Genomic DNA, 25,711 nt, shown 5'->3' with positions numbered 1-25,711 from the left:
CCAAGGCCACGCTACCGCGGGTGGTCGCCGCCCCCAAGCCCCAAGGCATGGTGCCAAAGAGGCTGTAGGGGCATAATCGCAGGGGACGTAGCTCTGTCACCGCGATCGTAGGAGGCAACAATGTCGATGCAGGACACCCCGGAAGGCGGCCAGCCGGTGGGAACGCGAAGCGTCCCACTGCCTGGATCAGAAAGGGCCCCCGCCCCGGGCGTCAGGGACATTCTCGGTCCTGTAGACCCATCGCGCCGGATTGAGGCGACGGTCATCCTTCGGCGCCAAGGGGAATTGACCGAAGTTCCGTCCGCTCCTCTTTCGCGGGACGAACTGGCCTCGCGGTATGGCGCATCGGCGGCGGACCTCGATCTCGCCGTCCGCACTTTTGCCGACTTGGGTCTCGACGTTGTCGAGTCGGACGCAGGCAGCCGCAGGATTCGGCTGGCTGGCACGGTGGAGCAGCTGAGCAGTGTTTTCGGAACGTCCTTGGATGAGCTGACGAGCCGCAGCCCGGACGGCACTGCGGTCACTCACCGGCACCGGACCGGAGGCCTGCAGGTCCCCGCCGCCCTCAACGGCGTCGTTGTCGCAGTCCTTGGCCTTGACGACCGGCCCCAAGCCCGGGCTCAGTTTCGCGTCATTCCCCTGGCTGCAACGGGCACCAGCTACACCCCGCCCCAGCTGGGAAAGATCTACAACTTCCCTGACGGAACGGACGGGACAGGCCAAACCGTGGCCATCCTCGAACTTGGCGGCGGGTTCGGGCAACAAGACCTTGACACCTATTTCCAGGGACTCGGTATTCCCACACCGACCATTACCGCAGTGGGAATCGACGGCGGAGCGAACCAGCCGGGGCAGGATCCGACCGGTGCCGATGGGGAAGTCCTACTCGACATCGAAGTTGTGGGTGCCTTGGCCCCGAAAGCCAATATTGTGGTCTACTTCGCACCCAACACTGACGCTGGATTCCTGGACGCGATCGTCGCAGCCTCCCACGCCAGCCCGGCGCCCGCCGCGATCAGCATCAGCTGGGGGCAGAACGAGGACGCGTGGACAGCACAGGCCCGGACGGCGTTCGACCAGGCCCTGGCGGACGCCGCGGTGCTCGGGGTGACGGTGACAGCGGCAGCGGGGGACAACGGCAGTGCCGACGGCGCAACGGACAGTAAGGACCACGCCGATTTCCCGGCGTCGAGCCCGCATGTGCTGGCCTGCGGCGGAACTCGTCTTCAAGCAAATGCCGCGACGGGTGTCATCAGCGCGGAGACTGTTTGGAATGACGGCCCCAACTCAGCTACCGGCGGAGGGTACAGCGAAGTTTTTCCCGTTCCGTCCTGGCAGTCGGGCGTGACCGGACACGCTAAGCACAAGCCCGCTCCCAAGAAGCCGGGACGAGGCGTGCCCGATGTCAGTGGCGTCGCCGACCCGCAGACCGGCTACCAGGTTCGCGTCGACGGGAAGGACATGGTGATCGGCGGAACCAGCGCGGTGGCACCACTCTGGGCCGCGCTGGTCGCCCGGCTCGCCCAGGCCACCAACAGGCGTTTCGGGTTGATTCAGCCGCTTCTCTACCAAAACGGGACCCATCCGGCGTCGGGCTTCCACGACATCACTACCGGCACCAACGGAAGCTACCATGCGGGGACCGGCTGGGATCCGTGCACTGGTTTGGGCAGCCCGGACGGGAAGGCTCTCCTTGCATTGCTGGAGGCCAAGCCCTGAGGGGGGACGCGCCAATGCCCGTGCGTGTAGCGCCAAAAAGCCACTGCCCAAGCGGGCGTGGCTCGGTAGACTGGGGGGTGTCCTAGGTTTACCGCAGGATTCAAAGGAGGCTGCACAATGGCTGGGTACTTTGAGCTGGTCGACGCACCCGATGACGGGTACAGGATTGCATTGCGCGACGGCGACGGCGACATTCTCGCGATGTCCACGACGTTCGCCACCAAGCAGTTGGCTGTCCGCGGGATATCCACACTCAGGGAGATCGCCGGAACGGCCCTCATTAAGGACCGGAGCCACGGAAAGTGGACCCCTTCACTTGAGCGGCAGGTTCACCGGCTGCATCTCCTCCATCAGCCCGCATGGCGGACGCACGAGTTGAGGAAAGCCACTAGCCGCTGACAGTCTAAAAAGGCCCACGTGAGTCAGGGCTGCACGGGCATCTTCCGTCGCCCACAACGACGACATGGGTGACGCCGGACTCCAAGTTGCGCCCAATGCGGTCCCTGTGGCGACCCATCGGCAAATATCCGCTCGACGTCGAGCCTTCCATGCCCCGAAACGGCACGCCCCCGCTTGCTTTGGTGGCCCCCGCCGGAGCGGATACGATGGACGATGGCTGGCTGTGGTCCCCGTACGCCACAAGCTATGAAGCCTTATCAATGAATAGGAGACACCCGTGTCAGATGCCCAGCAGATCACCCTCATCGTCGATGGCGAAGAGACCAAGGTGACGGAGGGGACCACCGGCGCGGAACTCTTCTTTGAGCGCCGCGACGTCGTCGTGGCCCGTGTCGACGGCGAACTCAAGGACCTTGACCAGGTGCTGCCTGAAGGCGCCCAGGTTGAAGGGATCACCATCGACTCGCCGGACGGCCTGAACGTCCTGCGCCACTCCACCGCACACGTCATGGCCCAGGCCGTGCAGCAGTTGCGTCCGGACGCCAAACTCGGAATCGGCCCCTACATCACTGACGGTTTCTACTTCGACTTCGACGTTACCGAGCCCTTCACTCCTGAAGACCTGCGCCAGCTCGAAAAGATGATGCAGAAGATCATCAACCAGAACCAGAAGTTCGTGCGCCGCGTCGTCACCGAAGACGAAGCCCGCGAGGCCATGAAGGGCGAGCCCTACAAACTGGAACTGCTGGGCAAGAAGAACCACGCCGCCGACGCCGGCGAGGGCGTCAACGTTGAGGTGGGCGCTGGAGACATCACCATCTACGACAACGTGGACCGCAAGAGCGGGGACAGCGTCTGGTGCGATCTGTGCCGCGGACCGCATTTGCCCAACACCAAACTGATCTCCAATGCCTTCGCCCTGACCCGCTCCTCGGCGGCCTATTGGCTGGGCAACCAGAACAACCAGCAGTTGCAGCGAATCTATGGCACCGCCTGGCCCACCAAGGACGCCCTGAAGGCCTACCAGGAGCGCATTGCCGAGGCCGAGCGCCGCGACCACCGAAAGCTCGGGGCCGAGCTGGACCTGTTCTCCTTCCCGGACGAGCTGGGATCGGGCCTGCCGGTGTTCCACCCCAAGGGCGGCATCATCCGCAAGGCCATGGAGGACTACTCCCGCCAGCGCCACGTGGATGCGGGATACGAGTTCGTCTACACCCCGCACATCACCAAGGGGCACCTTTACGAGGTCTCCGGACACCTGGACTGGTACAAGGAAGGCATGTTCCCGGCGATGCACATCGACGCGGAGCTGAACGAGGACGGCACCGTGCGCAAGCCCGGCCAGGACTACTACCTGAAGCCGATGAACTGCCCCATGCACAACCTCATCTTCCGCTCGCGCGGCCGCTCCTACCGGGAACTGCCCCTGCGGCTCTTCGAATTCGGCTCTGTGTATCGCTACGAGAAGTCCGGCGTTGTGCACGGACTGACCCGCGTCCGGGGCATGACACAAGACGACGCCCACATCTACTGCACCCGCGAGCAGATGAAGGACGAACTCACCACAACCCTGAACTTTGTCCTCGGCCTGCTCAAGGACTACGGGCTGGACGATTTCTACCTTGAACTGTCCACCAAGAACGAAGACAAGTTCGTTGGTGAAGACACTGCCTGGGAGGAAGCAACCCGCACCCTGGCTGAAGTCGCAGAGGCTTCAGGGCTCGAGCTGGTTCCGGATCCGGGTGGAGCCGCGTTCTACGGCCCGAAGATCTCCGTGCAAGCCAAGGACGCGCTGGGCCGTACCTGGCAGATGTCCACCATCCAGCTGGACTTCAACCTGCCTGAGCGTTTCGAACTCGAGTTCCAGGCGGCCGACGGCACCCGCCAGCGTCCGGTGATGATCCACCGTGCCCTATTCGGCTCGGTGGAGCGCTTCATGGGTGTCCTCACCGAACACTACGCAGGGGCCTTCCCGGCCTGGCTCGCGCCGGTACAGGTTGTCGGCATTCCGGTGGCGGAGGCATTCAACGACTACATGTTCGACGTCGTGGACCAGCTCAAGGCCGCGGGCATCCGTGCCGAGGTAGACATTTCCTCGGACCGCTTCCCGAAGAAGATCCGCACCGCGAGCAAGGACAAGATTCCCTTTGTCCTGATTGCCGGTGGAGAGGACGCGGAGGCCGGTGCGGTGTCGTTCCGCTTCCGTGATGGCAGCCAGGACAACGGGGTGCCCGTTGCCGAGGCCGTCCGTAGGATTGTGGACGCCGTCAAGAACCGCGAGAGCTGACGAGCCGGGCAACCCGGGGGCGGGAATAGTGCAGGAGAACACGGGCGTGACAGCTGACTATCCGGGCGATGCCGAAGTGACCGACGACTTCGGCCTGGCAGGTGTTCCTGACGCCTTCCAGCGCCTGTGGACTCCGCACCGGATGGCCTACATCAAGGGCGGGCCGAACCAGTTCAAGAATCAGGACGATTGCCCGTTCTGCGTGGCTCCAAGCCGCACAGACGAGGATTCCCTGATCGTGCACCGCGGCAAGACGTGTTACGTGGTGCTCAACCTGTTTCCGTACAACCCCGGCCATCTTCTCGTGTGCCCATACCGGCATGTACCGGACTACACGGACATCACTGTGGAGGAAACGGCTGAAATGGCGGAGCTCACGCAGACCGCAATGCGTGTGCTGCGCAAGGTGGCCAACCCGGCCGGCTTCAACCTGGGCATGAACCAGGGTGTGGCCGGCGGGGCTGGAATCGCCGCTCATCTACACCAGCATGTGGTTCCGCGCTGGGGTGGGGACGGAAACTTCTTCCCCATCATCGCCCAGACGAAGGCCATCACGCAGACCCTTGACGAGGTTCGCCAGCAGGTAGCCGACGCCTGGCCGGAAGAGTCGGATCTGTCCGGGGAGACGGATGCTTAATCGGCACGCCCGCGGGTTTTTCACCGGGCTGTTCTCGCCCCTTGCCCGGTTCCTGCTCAAAGTGGGGGTCTCGCCCGACACGATTACCGTCGTCGGGACCGTTGGGGTAGTGCTCGGTGCCCTGATTCTCTACCCGATGGGTCAGCTCTGGTGGGGTTCGCTGCTGATCGCGGTCTTCGCTTTGTCCGACGTCGTGGACGGCATCATGGCGAGGGAGCAGGGCCGCAGCGGCCCTTGGGGAAACTTCCTCGACTCCACGCTAGACCGGCTGGCCGACGGCGCCATTTTTGCCGGCGTCGCCATTTGGTTCTTCACGGGCGGCGGTAACAGCGCGATTGCTATCGCGTCCCTGGCCTGCCTGGTGCTCGGGATGGTGGTTTCGTACGCCCGCGCCAAGGCTGAATCTCTGGGCTTCTACGCCAATGTGGGAATCGCCGAGCGTGCCGAGCGGCTCATCTCGGTGCTGCTCGTCACCGGCCTGACCGGCCTGGGGCTACCTCCGGTCGTGTTGCTGGTGACCCTCGTGGTGCTCGCCGCGGCTACGGGCGTCACGGTCATCCAGAGGATGGCAGCTGTCCGCGCGCAGGCCTTGGCAGACGTCGACGGCGGGACTCCGGCCTAGGCGGTGTGCGGCACCCGCCGAGCGCCTCCAGCCACTTGCGGAACTGCGTGGCCGGAAGCTGGTAATCAAGTACGACGGGCCCAGCACAGGGGACTAGTATTGAAGTTACTTGGTCAATGTGACCTGGAAATCCGGTGTGCGCTGTGCGTGGCCCCCTGTCCGCCTGCGCCCCGGCCAAGGTCTTCTATCTACCCATAGGGGTTTTTGTGTCTACACCTGATGTAAGCAACGAAGCCGGTTCGTCCGCAGCCAGCGTTACGGGCAGCAGCCGCGTGAAGCGCGGTATGGCCGAGATGCTCAAGGGCGGCGTCATCATGGACGTCGTCAACGTCGAGCAGGCCCGCATCGCCGAAGATGCCGGTGCCGTGGCCGTGATGGCGCTCGAGCGCGTTCCTGCGGACATCCGCGCCCAGGGCGGCGTGTCCCGCATGTCGGACCCGGACATGATCGACCAGATTATTGCCGCCGTGTCCATCCCCGTCATGGCCAAGGCCCGGATCGGGCACTTCGTCGAGGCCCAGGTCCTGCAGTCCCTGGGCGTGGACTACATCGACGAGTCCGAGGTCCTGACCCCGGCCGACTACACCCACCACATCGACAAGTGGAACTTCACGGTTCCCTTCGTCTGCGGTGCCACCAACCTCGGTGAGGCGCTGCGCCGCATCAACGAGGGCGCGGCCATGATCCGTTCCAAGGGCGAGGCCGGCACCGGCGACGTCTCCAACGCCACCACCCACATGCGCCAGATCCGCGCCGAGATCCTCCGCCTCTCCACCCTGCCCGAGGACGAACTCTACGTCGCGGCCAAGGAACTGCAGGCACCGTACGAACTCGTCAAGGAAGTCGCCGCGACCGGCAAGCTTCCCGTCGTGCTGTTCACCGCCGGCGGCATCGCCACCCCGGCCGACGCGGCCATGATGATGCAGCTCGGCGCGGACGGCGTGTTCGTCGGCTCGGGCATCTTCAAGTCCGGCAACCCGGCCCAGCGTGCCGCCGCCGTCGTGAAGGCCACCACCTTCTTCGACGACCCCGACGTCATCGCCAAGGTCTCCCGCGGCCTCGGCGAAGCCATGGTGGGCATCAACGTCGAGGAAATCCCCGAACCCCACCGCCTCGCCGAGCGCGGCTGGTAAGTACCGCCTGACGGCGCTACTTCCGGTGCCCCGTTGGCGCTGCCGGATCACGCCATCCATCGCGTTGAGCTTCTGAATTACGACGCCGGCCGGTCACCTTCTACGGTGACCGACCGGCGTCGTGCGTTAACACCCAACTGACTCGCAGTTGTTGTCGTTATGAGGCGCCATAACGACAACAACTGCGAGTCAGTTGGGTCGGCCGGCCAGGCTACTTGAGTCCGCGGCGCTTGAGGAGCGGCTCCAGGGAAGCATCGTGTCCCCGGAGCGCGCGGAAGGATTCCAGCGGATCCCGGCTGTTACCACGGGAGAGCAGTTCCGAGCGGAATCGTTCACCGTTCTGGCGCAGAAGCCCGCCGTTTTCCGTGAACCAGTCCACCGTTTCCGCGTCCAGCACCTCACTCCAGATGTAGGAGTAGTACCCGGCTGCGTAGAAATCGCCGGCGAAGATGTGTTGAAAGTAGCCCGTGCGGTACCGGGGCGGAATGAGGGAATGCGCCACTCCGGCTGCAGTCAGCGCTTTAGCCTCGAAATCCTGGGCATCCTGGGGAACGCCTTCCGCTTCCAGCACGTGCCAAGCCAAGTCCAATAGTGCCGCGCCAAGGTATTCCGTGGTAGCGAATCCCTCGCCCCAGAGCTTGGACTCGTTGAGACGATCAACGATCTCCCGGGGGAGCAGCTCGCCGGTGGCGTAGTGCCGGGCATAGTTGCCGATAATCTCTGGCCACATGATCCACATCTCGTTGACCTGGGACGGGTACTCCACGAAATCCCGGGGAACCGAGGTTCCGGAAAACCGCGGATACGTGACGTTGGAGAAGAGCCCGTGCAGGGCATGGCCGAACTCGTGGAAAGTGGTCCGGACTTCGTCCAGGGTGAGAAGGGTCGGTTCTCCGGCTGGCGGTTTGGAGATGTTCAGGTTGTTGACTACCACTGGCTTGGTGCCCAGGAGTGCTGATTGTTCGACGAGCGAGTTCATCCAGGCGCCACCGCGCTTTGTATCGCGGGAGTAGTAGTCGCCCAGAAACAGTCCAAGCTCAGAGCCGTCCTCATTGCGGACCTCCCAGAGGCGGACGTCGGGGTGGTACCCCTCAAGGTCGTTCCGCTCATGGAAGGTAATACCGAAGAGGCTCGTGGCTGCGAAGAACACTCCATCCACCAGCACCCGGTCCAATTCGAAATAGGGTCGCAAGAGCTGCTCGTCCACCGCATATCGCTCCCGTCGGACCTTCGCGGAGTAGTACGCCCAGTCCCAGGCTTCCAGCGGGTGCCCTGCGCTCTCCGCCAAGGCAGCCGCTTCGGCGTCGGCGTTCCGGATAGCTGCAGGAGCGAGCCGGTTGAGCATCGCCTGCACGGCCGCGAAATCTGGTGCAGTCTGCCGGTCCATGAATAGTTCCGCGTAGTTTCCGAACCCCAGAAGGGCTGCCTTTTCAGCCCTCAAGCGCGCCATCGACTTCGCGAGCTCCAGGACGTCCAGTCTGCCGCCGTCGCTGCCCCGAGCGACGGATGCCTCAAACAAGCGGCGGCGGAGCTCGCGGTTCTCCAAAGAAGCCAGAGCGGGCTGGTTGCTCGGCTGGATAAGAGTCAGGAGGTATTTCCCCTCATATCCTGCAGTGCGTGCTGCCTCGGCAGCGCTGGCGATCTCGTCCGCCGGCATACCGGCAAGTTCTGCGGCGTCGTCCAGCACAAGGCCCGCATCCTTCATGGCTTCCTTGACGCGTTGGCCATACTCGGTGCCTAAACGGGACAGCTCGGCATTGAGGCTCTTGAGCTTTTCTTGGTCGTCGGGATCAAGCTGAATCCCGGACTGGCGGAATTCCCTCAAGTATTCCTGCACCAGCCGGGTGGACTCCTCATCGAGCCCTGAAGTGTCTACGGCTGCGAATCGCTCGTACAGCTCGCGGTTGAGGTAAACGGCGTCCTGGTGGGCCGCGAAACGCGGAGACAGTTCCGTTTCGAGCTTCTGGATAGCCTCGGAAGCATGGGCGGAAACCAAGGTGAAGAATGATGCCGCTGCCCGCTCCAGCAGGCGACCGGAGCGTTCCATCGCAACCGCCGCGTTCTCGAAGGATGCGGGCTCCGGATTGTCCACGATGGACTGGATTTCGGCCAGGTGCTCAGCGATGCCCGCATCCACTGCCCCTGCGTAGTGGCGGTCCTGGATCTCTGCAAAGGGTGGCAATCCGAAAGGAAGCTTGCTCGGCTCCAAAAGAGGGTTCGTCATCAAGCAACCCTTTCACGCAGGGCCCCGGTTCACAACGATGTCCTGCGCGATTCGGCGTACCCGCCGTCGTAGGATGAGGGCCATGGCCGCACCCACCCGCAAGCGTTTGTCAGTACTGGCTGCGGCCTCTGCCGCTTTGCTCACCGCGGCTGTGGGATGCGGAGTGGTTGCCGAGCTCGACTCCAAGAAGTCCAGTGCAGCTCAGGCCACTGTGGGCCCAGCGACTCCCACTTCCACCCCGACACCCACCCCGACGCCGACACCCGGCAAGGGTCCTGAGTGCGTCGCCCTGCGCTGTGCTTCCGTTCTGGTCACGGGAGACATGCTGGTCCACGCGCAGCTTTGGCAGCAAGCGAAGCAGGATGCCATCGCCGCGGGCGGGACCGGCTACGATTTTGGGCCGCTCCTTGAGGGGCAACGGAAATACATCAAGCAGAGCGATTTGGCCATCTGCCACCTCGAGACTCCCGTTGCTGTCCCGCAGGGCCCGTTCTCGGCCTACCCGTCTTTCAACGTCCCGCCCCAGATCACCACCGCTTCCAAAGCGGTGGGATACCAGGCGTGCACCTCGGCCAGCAACCACACGATCGACCAGGGAACAGCCGGAGTCGTCCGGACCCTCGACGCACTGGACGCGGCCGGACTGAAGCACACGGGTTCGTATCGCACGCAGGCGGAATCCGAAGGCATCCTGCTCTTGAAGACTGACTCTGCCACTGTCGCAGTGATTGCCGGGGCCTACGGGCTCAACGGCCAGGTTCCAGCATATGACTGGCAAGTGGACATGCTCGACCCTGCCGTCATGATCGAGAAAGCCAAGAAGGCGCGTTCGATGGGCGCCGACATCGTGCTGGGCGTCATGCATGCCGGTGATGAGTATGCGAGCCAAGCCAACGCCCAGCAGCAGGACGTGGCGCACGCCCTGGTGGACAGCGGGCAATTCACGATGATCTATGGCCACCACACGCATTCGGTGCTGCCGATCGAAAAGTACAAGGGAACCTGGATCGTGTATGGCCTCGGCAATGGCGTGACGGAACTGTCGCCTTGGTATGTCGTCAACAATGAGGGCTTGCTGGTGAGGGCGCAGTTCAGCCAGGATCAGCGTGGCAAGTGGACTGCCTCGGACCTCGCGTGGGCGCCTTCGGTCATCGTGCGAAATCCGTACCGATGGTGTTCGGTTGCCAGCGACGCTCCACAGGGCGTTTGTGCCACGCCTGCCGCCGATGCGGAAACACGGGCCCGTACAAGGACAGTGGTTGAGTCCATGGGCGCGGCAGCGGCCGGAGCGCATGAACTCCTCATCACCAAGGAGAAATAGCTACGCTGCCCAGCCCGTTCGCACGGTGCGCGGCTAGCGCGGGCGCCGCGCCGCGTGTTCGCGCGCCAGGCGAGCAAAGCCGTCGTCGGGCGCCCCGGGAACAAAGGTGCCGTACTTGCGTTCGACGGCGGTCCGGATGAGGAAGTCGGCGATGGCCGGATTCTTGGGCAGCAAGGATCCGTGAAGGTAACTGGCAACGACGTTGCGGTGTCGCGCGCCTTCATGGCCGTCTTTGCTGTTGTTGCCGGCACCCTTGGATACTGTGCCGAGGGGCTCGACGCCGGGGCCAAGCGAGGTCTGCCCGCTGTGGTTTTCGTAGCCCAGGATTTCGCCGAACTCCGGTGAGGTGAGCGCGACGTTGCCGATGAGCCGCTCGTCGGTGCCCACCGTTTCGACGTCCAGGACGCCGATTCCCGGGATGACGGGGCCCGCCTTCGTCTTAAAGAACTTGCCGAAGAGCTGGTACAGCCCGCAAATGACCAGCATGGGCGTTCCGTCCTCCGCCATCCCGCGGAGTTGATCGCCGCGTGCCTGGAGGTCGTCCTGAATGACGAGCTGGCCGCTGTCCTGGCCACCGCCGCCCACAATGATGTCAACATGTTCGGGGAAGTCGTCGCCCACGTTGTACTCAAGAAGGTCAGGTGTGTAGCCGTGCCAGAGCAGGCGCTGCCGCAGGACCAGGGAGTTGCCCCAGTCCCCGTAGATGTTCATGTCGCGGGGATACAGCTGCAGCACCCGGATGGTGCCCTTGCTTCCGTGTTGTGCAGTGTCTTCGGCCGACGTCATGAGACCACCTCCACTGTGGTGATTTTGGAGAGTTCACGGCGGATGGCCAACATTGCCGTGTAAGTGCAGAAAACCCGCTTGGGTTTGCCCGCCGAACCCCGGATGAATTCGGTCAAGGCCGCGGGGATATCCGTATCTACGGAACCGAAACGGACGTCGTCGTACTGGAGCCGCAGGGCCATGTCGTACGCGCGGACACCGGTGAGGACCTCGACACCGTCCTCGCGGAGTGACTCGAATTCAACGTCCCAGAGCCAGGACATGTCGCGGCCGTCGGCGTAGTTGTCGTTGATGGCGATCATGGAGGCGTAGCCCTTCGCCGGGAAGGACTTCAGGCCCAGGCGGAAACCGCTCGGGTTCTTCACCAGCACCAACTCAAGGGGCTGGCCATCCACCGTCAGGCTCTCCCCGCGGCCAAAGGCCGGAGCCACCTCGGAGAGTGCCTTGACCAGCTTGGCTGCGTCGCCGGGCCGTCCGCTAGCTCCTGTGATGCTCCTGGCCAGCACCAACGCGGCGGCCGCGTTGAAGATGTTGTAGACGCCGCGGAGTTTCATGTGCGTCGTCACTAGGGTTCCGTCGAACTCGAAGTCGGCGTCGTCGGCACCGACCCGGCGGAGCACGACGTCGGCCGCTTCGACGGCGGGAAGCTCACCTTGAGCGCTAGTTCCGGGAGCCGCCGCGCGCATGTCGTCGTCGTTCGGGAAGGTGCTGCGCAGCGATTCGTCCAAACCGAAGTAGAGCACCTCGGGACCCTTTATCGCTCCTGCGATCCGGGCGACCCGCGGATCCTCGCGGTTCAAGACCACGGTTCCCGTGGTTCTTTCGGCGATGCGCTGAAGAAGCAGCGCAGTCGTGTCGATTTCGCCGAAACGATCCAGCTGATCGCGAAGAACATTGAGGAGGAGGCAAAAGCGCGGCGGGACCTTGTTCACGAAGTGCACGGCATGTGCCTCGTCAAGTTCCAACACCGCGACGTCGGCGTCCAGCCTGCCGCGCCAGTCCACCTCACCCAGGAGGGCCGCTGCCACGCCGCGGGTGAAGTTGCTGCCCGTGCGGTTGGTGAAGACCTTCAAGCCTTGGCTTTCAAGCAGTTCCACCACCATCTTGGTGGTGGTCGTCTTGCCATTGGTCCCACTCACCACTGCCACGCCATGGGGGAGCGAGGACAGCGTCCGTTGCATGAAGCCGGGGTCGATCTTCTCGACCACGAGGCCAGGCAGAGCCGAACCTCCGCCGCGAAGCCGGGACACAGCACGGACCAGCTTGCCGAGTGGAACGGTGAACGAAAACATGCTCTGTAATATATCCCAGTTGGGGCATGGACCACGTGCCGTGAGCCCGTGGTTGGGCCCCGGGGCGAGCCTGGCATCAGCGGCGCATTATGATGGTCGAATGACCAATCCCCCTTCCGAGGCGTCATCAAGCGTGGGTTCCGGCCTGCGCATCGGCGTCCTCGCCCTACAAGGCGATTTCCGTGAGCACCTCCACGCCGTCGAAGCGGCCGGTGCCACCGGCGTCGGCATCCGGCGTCCGGCAGAACTCGACGACATTGACGGCCTCATTATTCCCGGCGGTGAGTCCACCACCATCGATAAGCTGGCGCGCATCTTTGAACTCGCCGATCCCATCCGCAAACAGATCGCGTCCGGGCTGCCGGTCTATGGATCCTGCGCCGGCATGATCCTGCTGGCGGACGACATCGCCGATCCCGCCACGGACCTCGGCGGGAACCCCCAGCAGACTTTCGGTGGATTGGACATCACGGTCCGTCGCAACGCCTTCGGCCGGCAGCGCGAGTCTTTCGAAACCGACCTTGATTTCAAAGGCCTCGAGTTCAGCGCAGGCGAGTCCGGCGTCGACCCCGTCCACGCCGTCTTCATCCGCGGACCGTGGGTGGAGCGCGTGGGTCCCGGCGTCGAAATCCTTGCCCAGGTGGAACCGGGAAAAGCCACCCACACCGACACTTTGCACGGGTTGGCTAGAATTGTTGCAGTGCGCTCAGGTCGGTTGCTGGCCACCTCCTTCCACCCGGAAGTGACTGGGGAGAAGCGCGTGCATGAATTGTTTATTCGAATGATCAGAGGGGAAGTTTAAAGCATGTCAGGCCACTCCAAATGGGCGACGACCAAGCACAAGAAGGCCATCCTCGATAGCCGCCGGGCAAAGTCGTTCGCCAAACTGATCAAGAACATCGAAGTTGCGGCCCGCATGGGCGGACCGGACCTTGCCGGCAACCCCAGCCTGGAACTGGCTGTCACCAAAGCCAAGAAGACATCGGTCCCCGCTGATAACATCGACCGCGCCATCAAGCGCGGAGCCGGTCTGACAGGCGAAGTGGTCGACTACACGGAGATCATGTACGAAGCCCGCGGCCCGCAGGGTTCCGCCCTCCTGATCGAGTGCCTTACGGACAACAAGAACCGTGCCGCCTCCGAGGTCCGGCTGGCTATCTCCCGCAACGGCGGCACCATTGCCGATCCCGGTTCCGTCAGCTACCTCTTCACCCGCAAGGGCGTCGTCAACCTGCCCAAAAACGGGCTCAGCGAAGACGACATCCTGATGGCCGTGCTCGACGCCGGCGCCGAGGAAGTCAAGGACAGCGGAGAGAACTGGGAAATCCACTCGGAGCCCACCGATCTCCAGGCAATCCGCGACGCCCTCAAGGAAGCCGGCATCGAATACGAGTCGGACGAAGCCGAGTTTGTGCCCTCCATGCAGGTGCCGCTGGACCTCGACGGCGCCAAGAAGTTCATGAAGCTCGTCGATGCCCTTGAGGATCTCGACGACGTCCAGAACGTTTACACCAACGCGGACATGAGCGAGGAAGTCCAGGCTGCCCTCGAAGCCGAGTAGCGCCTTCTTGCGACACAGCTTCATAACAAACAGGGAGGCCCGGACTTGACTCTTCGCGTATTGGGAGTCGATCCGGGCCTCACCCGTTGCGGCATCGGAGTGGTCGACGTCGAACGGAACCGGCGCGCCACCATGGTGGCCGTCTGCGTCGTGGGAACCTCGCCGGAGCAGTCATTGGACCAGCGGTTGCTGGTCATCGCTGAGGCGATCGATGAATGGCTCGACCTCTACAAACCCGACGTACTTGCGGTGGAACGGGTCTTCTCCCAGTTGAACGTGAGCACGGTCATGGGTGTGGCCCAGGCGTCCGGCGTGGTCATCGCCGCCGCCGCGCGACGCGGTATCCCGGTGGCACTCCATACGCCGTCGGAGGTCAAAGCCGCTGTCACGGGTAGCGGTACCTCCAACAAGGAGGCCGTGACGAAACTCATTACCAAGATCCTGCGCCTCGACGCCCCGCCCCGTCCCGCGGACGCCGCAGACGCGCTGGCCCTTGCCGTCACGCACGCGTGGCGGGCAGGCAGCGGCGCCGCCGTTGCGACCACCGGACCAGGGAGTAGCGCGCTGACGCCCGCCCAGAGGGCCTGGGCTGAAGCCGAGACGAAAGCGCGCCGCGCCCGGTAATTGTCCATGGCCCTTGCTAAGGTATTCGTAGATATGTTCGGATAGCCCGCGGCGCAGCATGCACGGGGCAGTACTTCAGGAGCCGGGTCTTGATCAGTTTTCTCCGCGGAACCGTGGCACACGTCAGCCTGTCCACGGCTGTTATCGATCTCAACGGTGCCGGAATGAGCGTCTATGCCACGCCCCAGACCCTCAGCCACCTGCATGTCGGCCAGGAAGCGAAGCTGTTCACCTCGTTGATCGTCCGGGAGGACTCCCTGACGCTCTTTGGTTTCTCGAACGACGACGAGCGGGAGGTTTTCGATGTCCTGCTCAGTGTGAGCGGGGTGGGGCCGCGGTTGGCCCTCGCCGTACTGGCCGTTCATGAACCCGAAGCAATTCGGGTTGCTGCCCATTCCGGTGACGCCAAGTCTTTCACCAAAGTTCCCGGCATCGGGCCCAAGGTGGCCGGCAGGATCGTCCTGGAGCTTGCGGGCAAGCTTGTACCGCACGGCACCGCGCCGGGGGCTGCCCCCGCCGTCGCCGCCGAAACGGTCTGGAAGCCGCAAGTGGTCGCGGCCATGACGAGTCTCGGCTGGTCTGAGAAGGATGCCGCCGGCAGCATCGACAAGGCAATGGCGGATTCCCCGGAGCTTGCGGACGCCGGTAATGTCGCCCACATCCTGCGCGCTACCCTGCGTTGGCTCGGCCAGGATGGCGCCCGCGCAGGAAACCGGGTAGGCAGCCGTGGCTGAGCAGTCCCTCGTTGCGGGGGGAGAGGAGCCCGAGGAGCGGATCATCGAGGCCGCGCTGCGCCCGAAGAACCTCCACGACTTCGTCGGTCAGCACCGTGTTCGCAAGCAACTTTCACTCGTCCTGGAGGCCTCGAGAATGCGTGGGCGCAGCGCAGACCACGTGCTGCTTTCGGGCCCCCCGGGACTGGGCAAGACCACGCTCTCCATGATCATCGCTGCCGAGATGAACGCTCCCTTGCGTATCAGCAGCGGACCGGCCATCCAGCATGCCGGGGATCTGGCTGCTATTCTCTCCTCGCTTTCAGAAGGCGAAGTGCTCTTCCTCGATGAAATCCACCGGATGTCCCGGCCCGCCGAGGAAATGCTGTACATGGCCATGGAAGATTTCCGGGTGGACATCGTGGTGGGCAAGGGGGCAGGGGCAACCGCTATTCCGCTGGAGCTGCCACCTTTCACCCTCGTGGGGGCGACTACCCGGGCCGGACTCCTACCCGGACCATTGCGTGACCGTTTCGGATTTACCGGGCATCTGGAGTTCTACTCGGTGGCAGAGCTTGAGTTGGTTCTGCGCCGCTCAGCAGGACTTCTTGACTTGAAGGTCAATTCCGCCGGGTTCAGCGAGATCGCCGGCCGTTCCCGTGGAACACCGCGTATCGCCAACCGTCTGCTGCGCCGCGTGCGAGACTGGGCCTTGGTCCACGGAATCGAACAGATCGACGCCCGTGCTGCCTCTGCCGCTTTGGACATGTACGAAGTGGACCAGCGCGGACTGGACCGTTTGGACCGCGCCGTCCTGGAAGCTCTCATCACCAAGTTCAACGGGGGCCCGGTGGGGCTGTCCACCCTCGCGATTGCTGTCGGGGAAGAGACCGAGACGGTTGAGACCGTGGCTGAGCCATACCTTGTTCGTGAAGGGCTTCTGGGGCGGACACCGCGGGGCAGGATTGCCATGGCGTCCGCATGGACCCACCTTGGATATGCCGTGCCGGCCGGAGTGTTCGGGCAGGATCCGCTGGCGTTGTTCGAGGCCAGCGAAAACGAGTCCGAAATCATCGATACCGGGCGTTAGCACGATCTATTCAGCTTTAGCCTCTAGACTGGTATGACACTCGGCACGTTCGAGTCCTTGGTTCTATGCCCGCCCGTCGGAGCATTGTGCGGCCAAGTGGGGAAAGCTCCACGGCCGTCGGATCCACCGGGCAGACATGGCCGTGAAACCAAAAACGTAAGTAAAGAACGGAACTTCCCTGTGGATCCAATGACAATCCTGCTGTTTGCCATGCTTGGCGTCTTCATCTTCATGATGTTCCGCCGCAACAAGAAGACGCAGCAACAGCAGGCCAAGCTGCAGTCCCAGTTCGCTCCTGGCGTTGACGTCATGACCAGCTTCGGTCTGTTCGGTCGAATCGTCTCGATGGACGACGCCGAGAACAAAGTTGTCCTTGAACTGTCTCCCGGCAACCTGGCTACTGTGCACCGTCAGGCCGTTACAAAGATTGTTGAGCCCGCCGAGGAAGCGGCTGTTGACGTTCCTGATGATGCGTCGTCCCTGACGGCCGCTGACACCGACGCGCCAGCCCCTGCTGAGACCCCGGAGGAAACCCTCAAGCACCTCAACGATGAGGGCAAGAAGGACAGCTAGTCCGTACCCGCATCACCAGCGGGAATAGTTCTACGGCAATGAATCGCCGCCGGCCTGCGCTCACCAGTGCACGTCGGCGGCTGTTCCGTCATCAACAGGAAGATCGAACATGGCACGAACCGGCCACAAAAATGCAGCCCGCAGGGTGCTGATCTGGCTTGTCGCAATATTCGCTGTACTGACAGCAGTCCTCGGTGGCGGCGTCATCACTGGTCATGCAAGCTGGGCACCAAAGCTCGCGCTTGACCTTGAGGGCGGTACGCAGATGATCCTCGCACCGAAGGTCGAGGGTTCCTCGGGCATCAACGAGGAACAGCTGAACCAAGCTGTGGCGATTATTCGCCAGCGCGTTGACAGCTCAGGCGTAGCCGAAGCGGAAATCACCACGCAGTCCGGCCGGAACGTGGTTGTCAGCCTCCCTGGCACGCCCAGTTCGGAAACCCGTGCCTTGATTCAGGCCTCGGCGGACATGAACTTCCGTCCCGTCATCACGGCGGGAGACCCTGCGGCGGTACCGGCGGCATCGCGGACTCCGGACGCAAGCCTGCCCAAGCCCACGGCTGCGCCGACGAACGCCAGTGACACCAACTGGGTAACTGCGGATGTCTACAAGGCATTCGAAGCCCTGGACTGCGCCAATCCGGCCCAGGACAAGCAGCCGCGGTCCGATCCCGCCAAGCCCTTGGTGACGTGTGAGCCCGCAACGGCGACCACCCCTGCCGTCAAGTACATCCTTGGCCCGGTTGAAGTGAAGGGCCAGGACATCGTGTCGTCCTCCTTCGATCCCGTTCAGGGCGCCCAGGGCTCCGTCACCAATGCCTGGGGCGTGACCATCACGTTCGACGCTAACGCCACCAAGACCTTCAAGGACGTTACGCAAAGGCTTAACCAGTTCTACGTGGCATCGCAGGCACAGGGTGGCAACGACCCCAAGGCCCAGTTCGCCATCGTCTTGGACGATCAGGTCATCTCTGCGCCGCGTGCCCTTGCCGTTATCACTGATGGGAAGCCGCAGATCACCGGTAACTTCACGGAAGCATCCGCAAAGGCCCTGGCAGACCAGTTGCGGTACGGTGCCCTTCCCATCAGCTTCGACATCCAGTCCGAGGAGCAGATCTCGGCTACCCTCGGTGGCGATCAACTGCGCCTGGGACTCATGGCCGGTGTGATTGGCCTTCTGCTCGTCGTGGTTTACTCGCTCTTCCAGTACCGGGCACTGGGCTTCGTTACCATCGCCTCCCTCGTGGTGGCGGGCGGGCTTACCTACCTCGCCATCGCGATTCTTGGCTGGACGGAGAACTATCGCCTTTCGCTTGCCGGCGTGGCGGGCCTGATCGTGGCCATCGGCCAGACGGCCGACTCGTTCATTGTGTACTTCGAACGCATCCGTGACGAACTGCGCGAAGGCAAGGGCCTCGTATCGGCCGTTGAGAATGGTTGGAAGCGCGCCAAGCGAACCGTGCTGGCTTCCAAGGCGGTCAACCTGCTCGCGGCTTTGGTTCTCTACTTCGTTGCCGTTGGAAACGTTCGCGGCTTTGCCTTCACCCTCGGCCTCACCGCCTTGGCAGACCTGCTGGTTGTGTTCATGTTCACGCACCCGACCCTTCAGGTGTTGGCGCGGACCAAGTTCTTCGGGGAAGGCCACCGTTTCTCCGGTCTGGACCCTGAGCGCCTCGGCGCCGTGCCGCTGTACCGCGGTGCTGGCAGGCTCCGCACGCCGACGGAAAAGCCCGCCGTCGTGCGCGCCCGCAACACAGGTGCCGCAGCGGAAGCAGAGCGCCGCATGACCATCGCCGAACGCCGGCTTGCGGAAAAGCAAGCGCAGCTGGCTGGTTCTTCCAACGGCACCAAGGAGGAGAAGTAATGACCACGAGCTTCGCTAAATTCGGTAACGAGCTCTACACGGGCAAGCGCTCCTACAACTTCGTCGGTGCCAAGAAGATCTGGTTCATCATCGCCGCAGTCGCAGTGGCGATTTCCATCCTCCTGCCGGTGGTCAAGGGCGGCTACAACCTCGGGATCGATTTCCGGGGCGGCTCTGAGTTCACGGTCTCCAACGTCAAGACGACGGATCCCGGAGTCGGTGAAAAGACTGTTCACAGTGTTGTTTCGAGCGCGATCCCGCGCGTCGCAAACGTGGCCGGCAACACCATGCGGATCCAGACGGACAAGCTCAGTGACGACGAAACCATCAAGATCAAGGCTGGCCTCGCGAAGGCCTACGGCGTCACGGACAACGAGGTCACCTCAACCTTCATTGGCCCCACCTGGGGCCAGGATGTCACCAAGCAGGCCCTGATTGGCCTTGCGGTTTTCGTCGGTTTGGCCGCTCTTTTGATGGCTTTGTACTTCCGCACCTGGAAGATGTCGGTTTCCGCCCTTGCCGGCATGTTGGTCACGATGTTCAGCACCGCAGGCGTCTACTCCTTGAGCGATTTTGAGGTGACACCGTCGGCTATTATCGGCTTCTTGACGGTTCTGAGCTATTCCCTCTACGACACCGTGGTGGTTTTCGACAAGATCCGCGAAAACACCTCGGACATCGGCACCTCCAGCCGGCGCACTTTTGCCGAAGAGGTCAACCTTGCCGTCAACCAAACTTTGGTGCGCTCCATCAACACCATGATGGTGGCGGTGCTTCCTGTCGCCGCGATTCTCTTCATCGGTGCCGGCCTGTTGGGAGCGGGAACGTTGCGAGACCTCTCCCTGGCATTGTTCGTTGGCATCCTGATCGGTACCGCTGCCACGATCTTCATCGCAGCACCGCTTTACGCGTGGCTGCGCCAGAGCGAACCGGAGCTCCAGAAGCAGGCCAAGAAGGTGGCGAATCGTCGCGCGGCCGCCGCCAGCTCGAGTTCGGAAACTGCCCCCGTCTAACCTGGGGTCCCTCGAAAGGGCCGGTCACCGCTGAATTGCGGTGCCGGCCCTTTCCGTTCCCTGCCCCGTCATGTGGGTACCGGTTCTTGGACAGGTCACCAGCGGGAATAGACTGGGAGAATTAAGTCAGTCGTGAGAGGTGCTTTTGTGGAGGAACGTACGACGTCGGCGCCACCGGCGGGCGGGGAAGACGGCCTGAGCCGCGTGCCCGGCACCGCTTCTGCAGCTACGGGCAGCACCTCGGGTGGTGTTCCCGTGGACAGCCCAGGCGTGCGCCCGACGTTTCCCGGACGGCGCGAACGGACGCGCTCCAGGCTGGCGAAACTAACAGGGCGCGGGGCGAGCACGTATTCGCCTATCCTTGAACCTCTTCTGCGGACAGTCAGGGCGAACAACCCCAAGGAAGACCTCGACCTCATCCAGCGGGCCTTCACGGTAGCCGAGCGCAGCCATCAAGGGCAGAAGCGCAAGAGCGGCGATCCATACATCACGCACCCCGTGGCGGTGGCCACGATCCTGGCCGAGCTCGGGCTCACTGGCACCACCCTGGCTGCTGCACTCTTGCACGACACAGTGGAGGACACGCCTTACACCCTCGCTGACTTGACCCGTGACTTCGGCCCCGAGGTCGCGATGCTCGTGGACGGCGTCACCAAGCTGGACAAGGTTCAATTCGGTGAAGCCGCGCAATCCGAGACCGTCCGCAAGATGGTTGTGGCCATGGCCAAGGACATCCGCGTGCTGATGATCAAGCTTGCGGACCGCCTGCACAATGCACGCACGTGGAGGTTCGTTTCCGCTGAATCGTCTGCCCGCAAAGCGCGTGAAACACTCGAGATCTTTGCGCCTCTGGCCCATCGCCTGGGCATGAACACCATCAAGTGGGAACTCGAAGACCTTTCTTTCGCCGCCTTGTACCCGAAGGTGTACGAGGAGATCGTCCGGATGGTGGGGGACCGCACCCCGGAGCGCGAGAAGAGCTTGAGCGTCATCCGCAACCAGATTGCCGAAGACCTGCGGGTTGCCCGGATCAAGGCCACCATCACGGGACGGCCCAAGCACTACTACTCGATCTACCAAAAGATGATCGTCCGGGACAAGGACTTCGACGACATCAACGACCTGATGGGCGTGCGTGTTCTGGTGGACTCCGTCCGTGATTGTTACGCCGCTCTTGGCACCTTGCATTCGCGCTGGAACCCCCTGCCCGGGCGGTTCAAGGACTACATCGCCATGCCGAAGTTCAACATGTACCAGTCCTTGCACACCACGGTCATCGGGCCTGGCGGCAAGCCTGTCGAGATCCAGATCCGTACGCACGAGATGCACCGCCGTGCCGAGTATGGCGTGGCGGCCCACTGGAAATACAAGGACCAGCCCAACCGGACGGCTGTGGGCCCGGGAAGTCCCAAGGACGGCGACATGGGCTGGTTGCGTTCGCTGGTCGACTGGCAGCAGGAAACCTCGGATCCGGGTGAGTTCCTGGACTCCCTCCGTTTTGAGATCAATGCCCGTGAAGTGTTCGTCTTCACCCCCAAGGGCGAGGTCATGGCCCTTCCCGCAGGCTCCACGCCAGTGGACTTCGCATACGCGGTCCATACCGAGGTGGGTCACCGGACCATCGGTGCACGTGTCAACGGCAAACTGGTGCCGCTTAACAGCGAGCTCAATCACGGCGACTGGGTGGAGATATTCACCTCCAAAGCCGAGGGGGCAGGTCCGAGCCAGGACTGGCAGCATTTCGTCAAGAGCGCCCGGGCCCGGAACAAGATCCGCCAATGGTTCAGCAAGGAACGGCGCGAAGAGGCTATCGAGCGCGGCAAGGACCAGCTCACCCGCGCCATGCGCAAGCAGAACTTGCCGCTGCAACGCCTGATGACGCATGACGCCCTGTCGACGGTGGCAGAGGAGTTCCACTACGTAGATATTTCGGGTCTCTACGCCGGTGTAGGTGATGGGCACACTTCGGCGCAGTCCGTCATGGAAAAGCTCATGGAGCACCTTGGCGGCCATGAAACACCCGACGAGGACCTGGACGAAGTCAGCATCCCCTCGCAACTTCAGAAGACCAAGTACTCGGACTCCGGCGTCATTGTCCGGGGAGTCGGGGATGTCTGGGTTAAGCTGGCCCGCTGTTGTACGCCTGTCCCACCTGACCCGATCCTGGGCTTCGTGACCCGGGGCTCGGGCGTGTCGGTACACCGCACGGACTGTACGAATGTCTCGGATCTGCGTGACCAGCCGGACCGCATCGTCGAAGTTGAATGGGCTCCCACGCAGTCCAGCGTCTTCCTGGTCGAGATCCAGGTGGAAGCACTTGACCGGAAGTCGTTGCTGTCGGATGTCACCCGCGTGCTGTCTGAGAACCACGTCAACATTCTGGCCGCTTCCGTGCATACCTCCAGCGACCGTGTGGCCATCTCGCGCTTCGCCTTCGAAATGGGAGACCCGAAGTACTTGCACCACGTACTTAGTGCCGTGCGCAGGATCGATGGCGTCTTCGATGTTTACAGGACGACGGGAAACCGCCGGAGAAGCTGAACCGTAGGAAGTCAGGCGGCCGCCTCAGGTGGGAGCGACTGAGGCTGGGTCGATAATGCGGCGAGCTTGCGCAACGCGGACTTCTTGTGGGGGACCCTTGGGGATGCCTCCACAGCGAGCTTGAGTAGCCTCAGGCGGACGCCCAGTTCATCCTTGGACAAGATCATTCTCAGGGCGGGCAGGGCCCTGTCGGCTTCGACGTTCAGGGCCACATCCACCGCCGTCCGGAGAGGACTGGTCACCATCAGACCGCCGATGCTGACCACATCCAGTTGGCCTAATCGGACTTCGTGCAGAATGCAGCCACGGGCCGAGCGCACGCTCGATATGCGGTGTTTCGCGTCCACCAGGAGCGAGAGCCTCTCGGGGGCATCGGCACAGCCGTAGATCCAGGCCGCAGTCATCCGGCCGGCAATGACTTTCCTGCGGATGCGATCCGGTACCACCAAGGCGGCCGCTCGGGCGCGGAGCCGTGGCGTGACAGCCAATCCAGGAGGGGTGAAGCTCTTCTCGTAGAGTGGCGTGAGCACGCCGTCTGCGGCCATTGATTGAAGCTCGGCCCACGTGAACAGCGGGCTGGGCGCATACACTTCCTGGGTAAGGAAGTCCTGTTGCGGGGGCGGGAATCCAAGGGCCATTCAGCAATCATCGCGTGGCTGCCGCAATGAAAACAGGCTCTGTCCCGGTTATGTGGATAACCGGGACAGAGCCTGTCAGTTTAGATGGCCCTAGGCGAGGTCGTTGGCCGAGCGCTGGATCTGGTCGAGCCAGGCCTCACGTGCTTCAAGGGCTTCGCGGGCAACCTTGATGCGGCGTTGGTCCCCGGCTTTTTCCGCCTTTTCGAGGTCTTCTTTCAGCCCGGCGATGGCAGCTTCCAGCTGTGACAGGGCGCTGTTGGTGCGGGCCTTGGTCTCCGGGTTGCTCCGGCGCCACTTGTCATCTTCGGCTTCCCGGACGGCATCCTCTACCTTGCGCAGTCCGGCTTCAATCCTCCCCATGTCGGCGCGGGGCACCTTGCCGGCTTCTTCCCAGCGATCGCGGATGGATTGAAGGGCCTTTTTGGCGGCGTTCAGATCGGTGATCGGCAGCAAGGCCTGGGCCTCTTTGATGAGCTCTTCCTTGACGGCAAGGTTGGCCGTGTACTGCTGGTCAATCTCATCGTTGGCGGCTTGGCGGTTGCTGAAGAAGACGTCCTGGGCGGCGCGGAAGCGTAGCCAGAGGGCGTCGTCGTCCTTGCGGCTGGCGCGAGGCGTGGCCTTCCACTGGTCCATGAGGCGGCGGTACTCACCGGCTGCGAAACCCCAGTCCGTGGAGCTGGAGAGGGCTTCGGCCTCAACGATCAGCTGTTCCTTGGCAACCTTCGCTGCCGAGTTCGTGCTGTCCAACTGGGAGAAGTAGGCGCGGCGGTGGCGGTCGAAGACGGTGCGTGCCGAGCGGAACCGCTTCCACAGCGCGTCCTCGTTGCTTCGTCCAAGCCGGATGCCGTTCTTTTGGGCTGTCTTCCAGCTCTCGAAGAGTTCGTTCATCCGGGCGCTCGACGTCTTCCACTGGACCTGGGACGGATCCTGGGACGCAATCGATTCGGCTTCGGCAACGATCGCCTCGCGTGCCGCGAGTTCCGCGGAGCGTGCGGCTTCGTGCGCGGCCTTCTCGGACTTCTCCAATTCGGAAATCTGTCCGGCCAACGCGTCCAGGCGGGTTTCCGCGGTGCGGATGTCGCCCACCATGTTGCGCTCAGCCAGCTGCTCGCGCAGGTGGTCGACCGTCTTCTGCATATCCGTGGCCGGGGCCTTGGACTCCACGCGGTGTTCCATGAGGACGATCTGCGCAACCACGTCTTCGTACTTCCGGGCGAAGTAGGCCAACGCCTCGTCAGTGCTCACGCCGGGATATTGTCCCACCGGCTGCTCTTCGCCGTCGATGGTCAGGAAGACGTGACCATCGCCCTCGGCGCGCCCCCATTTGGCGGCCTCCGCGAGCGACACGGCGGTGGGCTGGGCCGCCGGTGCGGCCGGAATGACGCTCGCAGGGGCCTTTGGACGGGCAGCAAACGCTGCAGGAGACGGTGCGTGCGAGGAGGCCGGGCGTGGCGCCGGAGACGCTGGCTTCGGTGCGGACTCGGCCCCGTCGTCTGCCGGGGCAGCTGGTTCAACGCCGGTTTCGCCGGGTGTCGGCGCCTGAATTTCTTCTTCGTTGGCCATTACTGCAGTTTCGTCGGATTTCTGACTGTCTGTCACCGCTAAAAGTCTTTCGCTTGGAGGGATTACTAAGGTAAGGCGCCCTGGACCGCTGTCCGGACTGTTTACTTCAGAGAAAACGAGTCTATCGTGACAGGTGCCACAGGGGCGCCGTCCGTGGCGCTGGTGCCTGGATTGATGCCCGCCTGAGCAATCTTCGTCACAACATCCATTCCGCTGGTGACCTTGCCTACGATCGTGTATCCGCCGGCGGAATCCGGAGGGATGACGGTGTCCTTGTACACGATGAAGAACTGGTGACCGTTGCCGTAGGCGTTGTTCCCGGTTCGCGCGACGGCGATGGTTCCAGCGGGGTATTTGTTGTCGGGGGGCGTGTTCTCCAGCGGTCCCCAGTGGAAGTTGGGGTCATCAGTGGTGTCTGCGCCCTTGGTACCGCATTGCAGCACCGCGAAATTGTCGCCGGTGGTCAGGCGAGGACACTTGAGCCCGCTGTAGTAGCCCGCATCGGTGAGGGATTTGTACACGGCGGCCGCCTGGGGAGCCGTGGTGCCGTCGAGTTCGACTCCGACGGCCCCGCCGTTGAGGCTGAGTTGGCCGGTGAAAGTCTTGCCTGCCGCGGTGTCCGCTTTGGGAATGTCCGCGCTATTCGACGAGGGAGCCGCGGTGGCGGATGGCGACGCCGACGGTGAGCTGAGACCGGCCTGCGCCGCTGCGAATTCCGACTCGCTCGGGTTCGAGTTGAACACGGTGAGTTGAAGTACGACGGCGGCAATCAGTGCGGCGGCACCCACACCGACGGCGATCACATTGTCCCGGCGGCGCCGCTTGCCCTGCGCACGCCGAAGCTCGCGCTTGGCTTGCATTTGCCTGATGCGCCGTTTGGCTTCACGGTTGTCCCGCGGCCTTGTAGCCAAGAGTCCTCCTGGTTGTCTGGACAAGCTTCCATCACGGGCAACCCAAGCAAACGGCCTGCATTAGATGTGCACGCGCCGAAAGCATAAACTGGCTGCCGCACATAGTTTATGCATGACTGGCTGGACGCCCGCCTATCCTGAGCCGAATCGGCCCGTGGTTCTTTGGGGCGGGTCCGGCCCGCGCAATCATTGAGGAGAAA

The 25,711-nt window shown here is 63.2% G+C and carries 22 protein-coding genes; 16 read left to right on the top strand and 6 right to left on the bottom strand.

The window, feature by feature from the left end; genetic code table 11:
• Positions 1 to 120: 120 nt before the first annotated feature.
• The 6 genes from AC1DLO_RS11060 (at position 121) to pdxS (ending at position 6,797) form a co-directional block, all read left to right on the top strand.
• A complete protein-coding gene (locus AC1DLO_RS11060; RefSeq protein WP_476889778.1) occupies positions 121 to 1,719 on the top strand; it encodes a S53 family peptidase in 1,599 nt (532 codons plus the stop codon).
• 117 nt (positions 1,720 to 1,836) lie between these two features.
• Positions 1,837 to 2,118, top strand: a complete 282-nt coding sequence (locus AC1DLO_RS11055) for a YegP family protein (protein WP_184734972.1) — start codon at positions 1,837 to 1,839, stop codon at positions 2,116 to 2,118.
• A gap of 277 nt (positions 2,119 to 2,395) precedes the next feature.
• Entirely contained in the window at positions 2,396 to 4,405 is a 2,010-nt protein-coding gene (thrS, locus tag AC1DLO_RS11050) for a threonine--tRNA ligase (RefSeq protein WP_476889777.1), read from the top strand.
• Positions 4,406 to 4,433: 28 nt separating this feature from the next.
• Complete coding sequence (locus AC1DLO_RS11045) at positions 4,434 to 5,042, top strand: HIT family protein (RefSeq protein ID WP_476889776.1); 609 nt, start codon at positions 4,434 to 4,436, stop codon at positions 5,040 to 5,042.
• Positions 5,035 to 5,664, top strand: a complete 630-nt coding sequence (pgsA, locus tag AC1DLO_RS11040; protein WP_476889775.1) for a phosphatidylinositol phosphate synthase — start codon at positions 5,035 to 5,037, stop codon at positions 5,662 to 5,664. The genes AC1DLO_RS11045 and pgsA overlap by 8 nt, the downstream gene beginning before the upstream one ends.
• Positions 5,665 to 5,870: 206 nt before the next feature.
• Complete coding sequence (gene pdxS, locus AC1DLO_RS11035; protein ID WP_441438258.1) at positions 5,871 to 6,797, top strand: pyridoxal 5'-phosphate synthase lyase subunit PdxS; 927 nt, start codon at positions 5,871 to 5,873, stop codon at positions 6,795 to 6,797.
• Between the two features lie 211 nt (positions 6,798 to 7,008).
• Here pdxS and AC1DLO_RS11030 read toward each other — a convergent pair whose 3' ends face one another.
• Entirely contained in the window at positions 7,009 to 9,021 is a 2,013-nt protein-coding gene (locus AC1DLO_RS11030; RefSeq protein WP_476889774.1) for a M3 family metallopeptidase, read from the bottom strand.
• Positions 9,022 to 9,094: 73 nt separating this feature from the next.
• Here AC1DLO_RS11030 and AC1DLO_RS11025 point away from each other — a divergent pair, with 73 nt between their 5' ends.
• Complete coding sequence (locus tag AC1DLO_RS11025) at positions 9,095 to 10,342, top strand: CapA family protein (RefSeq protein ID WP_476889773.1); 1,248 nt, start codon at positions 9,095 to 9,097, stop codon at positions 10,340 to 10,342.
• A gap of 33 nt (positions 10,343 to 10,375) precedes the next feature.
• Here AC1DLO_RS11025 and AC1DLO_RS11020 read toward each other — a convergent pair whose 3' ends face one another.
• The gene (locus tag AC1DLO_RS11020) at positions 10,376 to 11,128 is read right to left on the bottom strand and encodes a type 1 glutamine amidotransferase (RefSeq protein WP_476889772.1); all 753 of its coding nucleotides are present in this window, start codon (positions 11,126 to 11,128) and stop codon (positions 10,376 to 10,378) included.
• Positions 11,125 to 12,420 carry a MurT ligase domain-containing protein gene (locus AC1DLO_RS11015; protein WP_476889771.1) on the bottom strand — a complete coding sequence of 432 codons (1,296 nt, stop codon included), beginning with the start codon at positions 12,418 to 12,420 and terminating at the stop codon, positions 11,125 to 11,127. Before AC1DLO_RS11015 ends, AC1DLO_RS11020 begins: the two co-directional genes overlap by 4 nt.
• A 100-nt stretch (positions 12,421 to 12,520) precedes the next feature.
• Between AC1DLO_RS11015 and pdxT the strand changes: the two genes are divergently transcribed.
• From pdxT to AC1DLO_RS10970, 9 genes are all read left to right on the top strand, one after another.
• The gene (gene pdxT / locus AC1DLO_RS11010; RefSeq protein ID WP_184734990.1) at positions 12,521 to 13,222 is read left to right on the top strand and encodes a pyridoxal 5'-phosphate synthase glutaminase subunit PdxT; all 702 of its coding nucleotides are present in this window, start codon (positions 12,521 to 12,523) and stop codon (positions 13,220 to 13,222) included.
• 3 nt (positions 13,223 to 13,225) lie between these two features.
• On the top strand, positions 13,226 to 13,981 hold the full coding sequence (locus tag AC1DLO_RS11005) for a YebC/PmpR family DNA-binding transcriptional regulator (protein WP_028267166.1): 756 nt from the start codon (positions 13,226 to 13,228) through the stop codon (positions 13,979 to 13,981).
• A 45-nt stretch (positions 13,982 to 14,026) separates the two neighbouring features.
• Entirely contained in the window at positions 14,027 to 14,605 is a 579-nt protein-coding gene (gene ruvC, locus AC1DLO_RS11000; RefSeq protein WP_476889770.1) for a crossover junction endodeoxyribonuclease RuvC, read from the top strand.
• Positions 14,606 to 14,694: 89 nt separating this feature from the next.
• A complete protein-coding gene (gene ruvA / locus AC1DLO_RS10995) occupies positions 14,695 to 15,339 on the top strand; it encodes a Holliday junction branch migration protein RuvA (protein ID WP_184734996.1) in 645 nt (214 codons plus the stop codon).
• On the top strand, positions 15,332 to 16,408 hold the full coding sequence (gene ruvB, locus AC1DLO_RS10990; protein WP_476889769.1) for a Holliday junction branch migration DNA helicase RuvB: 1,077 nt from the start codon (positions 15,332 to 15,334) through the stop codon (positions 16,406 to 16,408). The genes ruvA and ruvB overlap by 8 nt, the downstream gene beginning before the upstream one ends.
• Positions 16,409 to 16,597: 189 nt before the next feature.
• Positions 16,598 to 16,981, top strand: coding sequence for a preprotein translocase subunit YajC (gene yajC / locus AC1DLO_RS10985; protein ID WP_184735626.1), 384 nt, complete (start codon positions 16,598 to 16,600; stop codon positions 16,979 to 16,981).
• 109 nt (positions 16,982 to 17,090) lie between these two features.
• Positions 17,091 to 18,845, top strand: a complete 1,755-nt coding sequence (gene secD, locus AC1DLO_RS10980) for a protein translocase subunit SecD (RefSeq protein WP_184735001.1) — start codon at positions 17,091 to 17,093, stop codon at positions 18,843 to 18,845.
• Entirely contained in the window at positions 18,845 to 19,858 is a 1,014-nt protein-coding gene (secF, locus tag AC1DLO_RS10975; RefSeq protein WP_184735003.1) for a protein translocase subunit SecF, read from the top strand. Before secD ends, secF begins: the two co-directional genes overlap by 1 nt.
• 147 nt (positions 19,859 to 20,005) lie before the next feature.
• Positions 20,006 to 22,399: a RelA/SpoT family protein gene (locus tag AC1DLO_RS10970; RefSeq protein WP_476889768.1), complete on the top strand. Its 2,394-nt coding sequence runs from the start codon at positions 20,006 to 20,008 to the stop codon at positions 22,397 to 22,399.
• Between the two features lie 11 nt (positions 22,400 to 22,410).
• Here the strand turns inward: AC1DLO_RS10970 and AC1DLO_RS10965 are convergent, their stop codons facing one another.
• The 3 genes from AC1DLO_RS10965 to AC1DLO_RS10955 all read right to left on the bottom strand — a co-directional run bounded on the left by AC1DLO_RS10965 (position 22,411) and on the right by AC1DLO_RS10955 (position 25,511).
• Positions 22,411 to 23,037, bottom strand: a complete 627-nt coding sequence (locus AC1DLO_RS10965; protein WP_476889767.1) for a type IV toxin-antitoxin system AbiEi family antitoxin — start codon at positions 23,035 to 23,037, stop codon at positions 22,411 to 22,413.
• 90 nt (positions 23,038 to 23,127) lie between these two features.
• A complete protein-coding gene (locus AC1DLO_RS10960) occupies positions 23,128 to 24,636 on the bottom strand; it encodes a DUF349 domain-containing protein (RefSeq protein ID WP_476889766.1) in 1,509 nt (502 codons plus the stop codon).
• A gap of 65 nt (positions 24,637 to 24,701) precedes the next feature.
• Positions 24,702 to 25,511, bottom strand: a complete 810-nt coding sequence (locus AC1DLO_RS10955) for a peptidylprolyl isomerase (protein WP_476889765.1) — start codon at positions 25,509 to 25,511, stop codon at positions 24,702 to 24,704.
• Between the last annotated feature and the right edge of the window lie 200 nt (positions 25,512 to 25,711).

The organism is Arthrobacter sp. 01T419, from assembly GCF_056398865.1.
This window is presented reverse-complemented; position numbering and strand designations above follow the sequence as displayed.

Bases quoted from the DNA above. Each gene is read 5' to 3' on its own strand.
- AC1DLO_RS11060 (WP_476889778.1), top strand. From the start codon at position 121: ATGTCGATGCAGGACACCCCGGAAGGCGGCCAGCCGGTGGGAACGCGA.
- AC1DLO_RS11055 (WP_184734972.1), top strand. From the start codon at position 1,837: ATGGCTGGGTACTTTGAGCTGGTCGACGCACCCGATGACGGGTACAGG.
- pgsA (WP_476889775.1), top strand. From the start codon at position 5,035: ATGCTTAATCGGCACGCCCGCGGGTTTTTCACCGGGCTGTTCTCGCCC.
- AC1DLO_RS11030 (WP_476889774.1), bottom strand. From the start codon at position 9,021: ATGACGAACCCTCTTTTGGAGCCGAGCAAGCTTCCTTTCGGATTGCCA.
- AC1DLO_RS11025 (WP_476889773.1), top strand. From the start codon at position 9,095: ATGAGGGCCATGGCCGCACCCACCCGCAAGCGTTTGTCAGTACTGGCT.
- AC1DLO_RS11020 (WP_476889772.1), bottom strand. From the start codon at position 11,128: ATGACGTCGGCCGAAGACACTGCACAACACGGAAGCAAGGGCACCATC.
- AC1DLO_RS11015 (WP_476889771.1), bottom strand. From the start codon at position 12,420: ATGTTTTCGTTCACCGTTCCACTCGGCAAGCTGGTCCGTGCTGTGTCC.
- pdxT (WP_184734990.1), top strand. From the start codon at position 12,521: ATGACCAATCCCCCTTCCGAGGCGTCATCAAGCGTGGGTTCCGGCCTG.
- AC1DLO_RS11005 (WP_028267166.1), top strand. From the start codon at position 13,226: ATGTCAGGCCACTCCAAATGGGCGACGACCAAGCACAAGAAGGCCATC.
- yajC (WP_184735626.1), top strand. From the start codon at position 16,598: ATGACAATCCTGCTGTTTGCCATGCTTGGCGTCTTCATCTTCATGATG.
- secD (WP_184735001.1), top strand. From the start codon at position 17,091: ATGGCACGAACCGGCCACAAAAATGCAGCCCGCAGGGTGCTGATCTGG.
- secF (WP_184735003.1), top strand. From the start codon at position 18,845: ATGACCACGAGCTTCGCTAAATTCGGTAACGAGCTCTACACGGGCAAG.
- AC1DLO_RS10965 (WP_476889767.1), bottom strand. From the start codon at position 23,037: ATGGCCCTTGGATTCCCGCCCCCGCAACAGGACTTCCTTACCCAGGAA.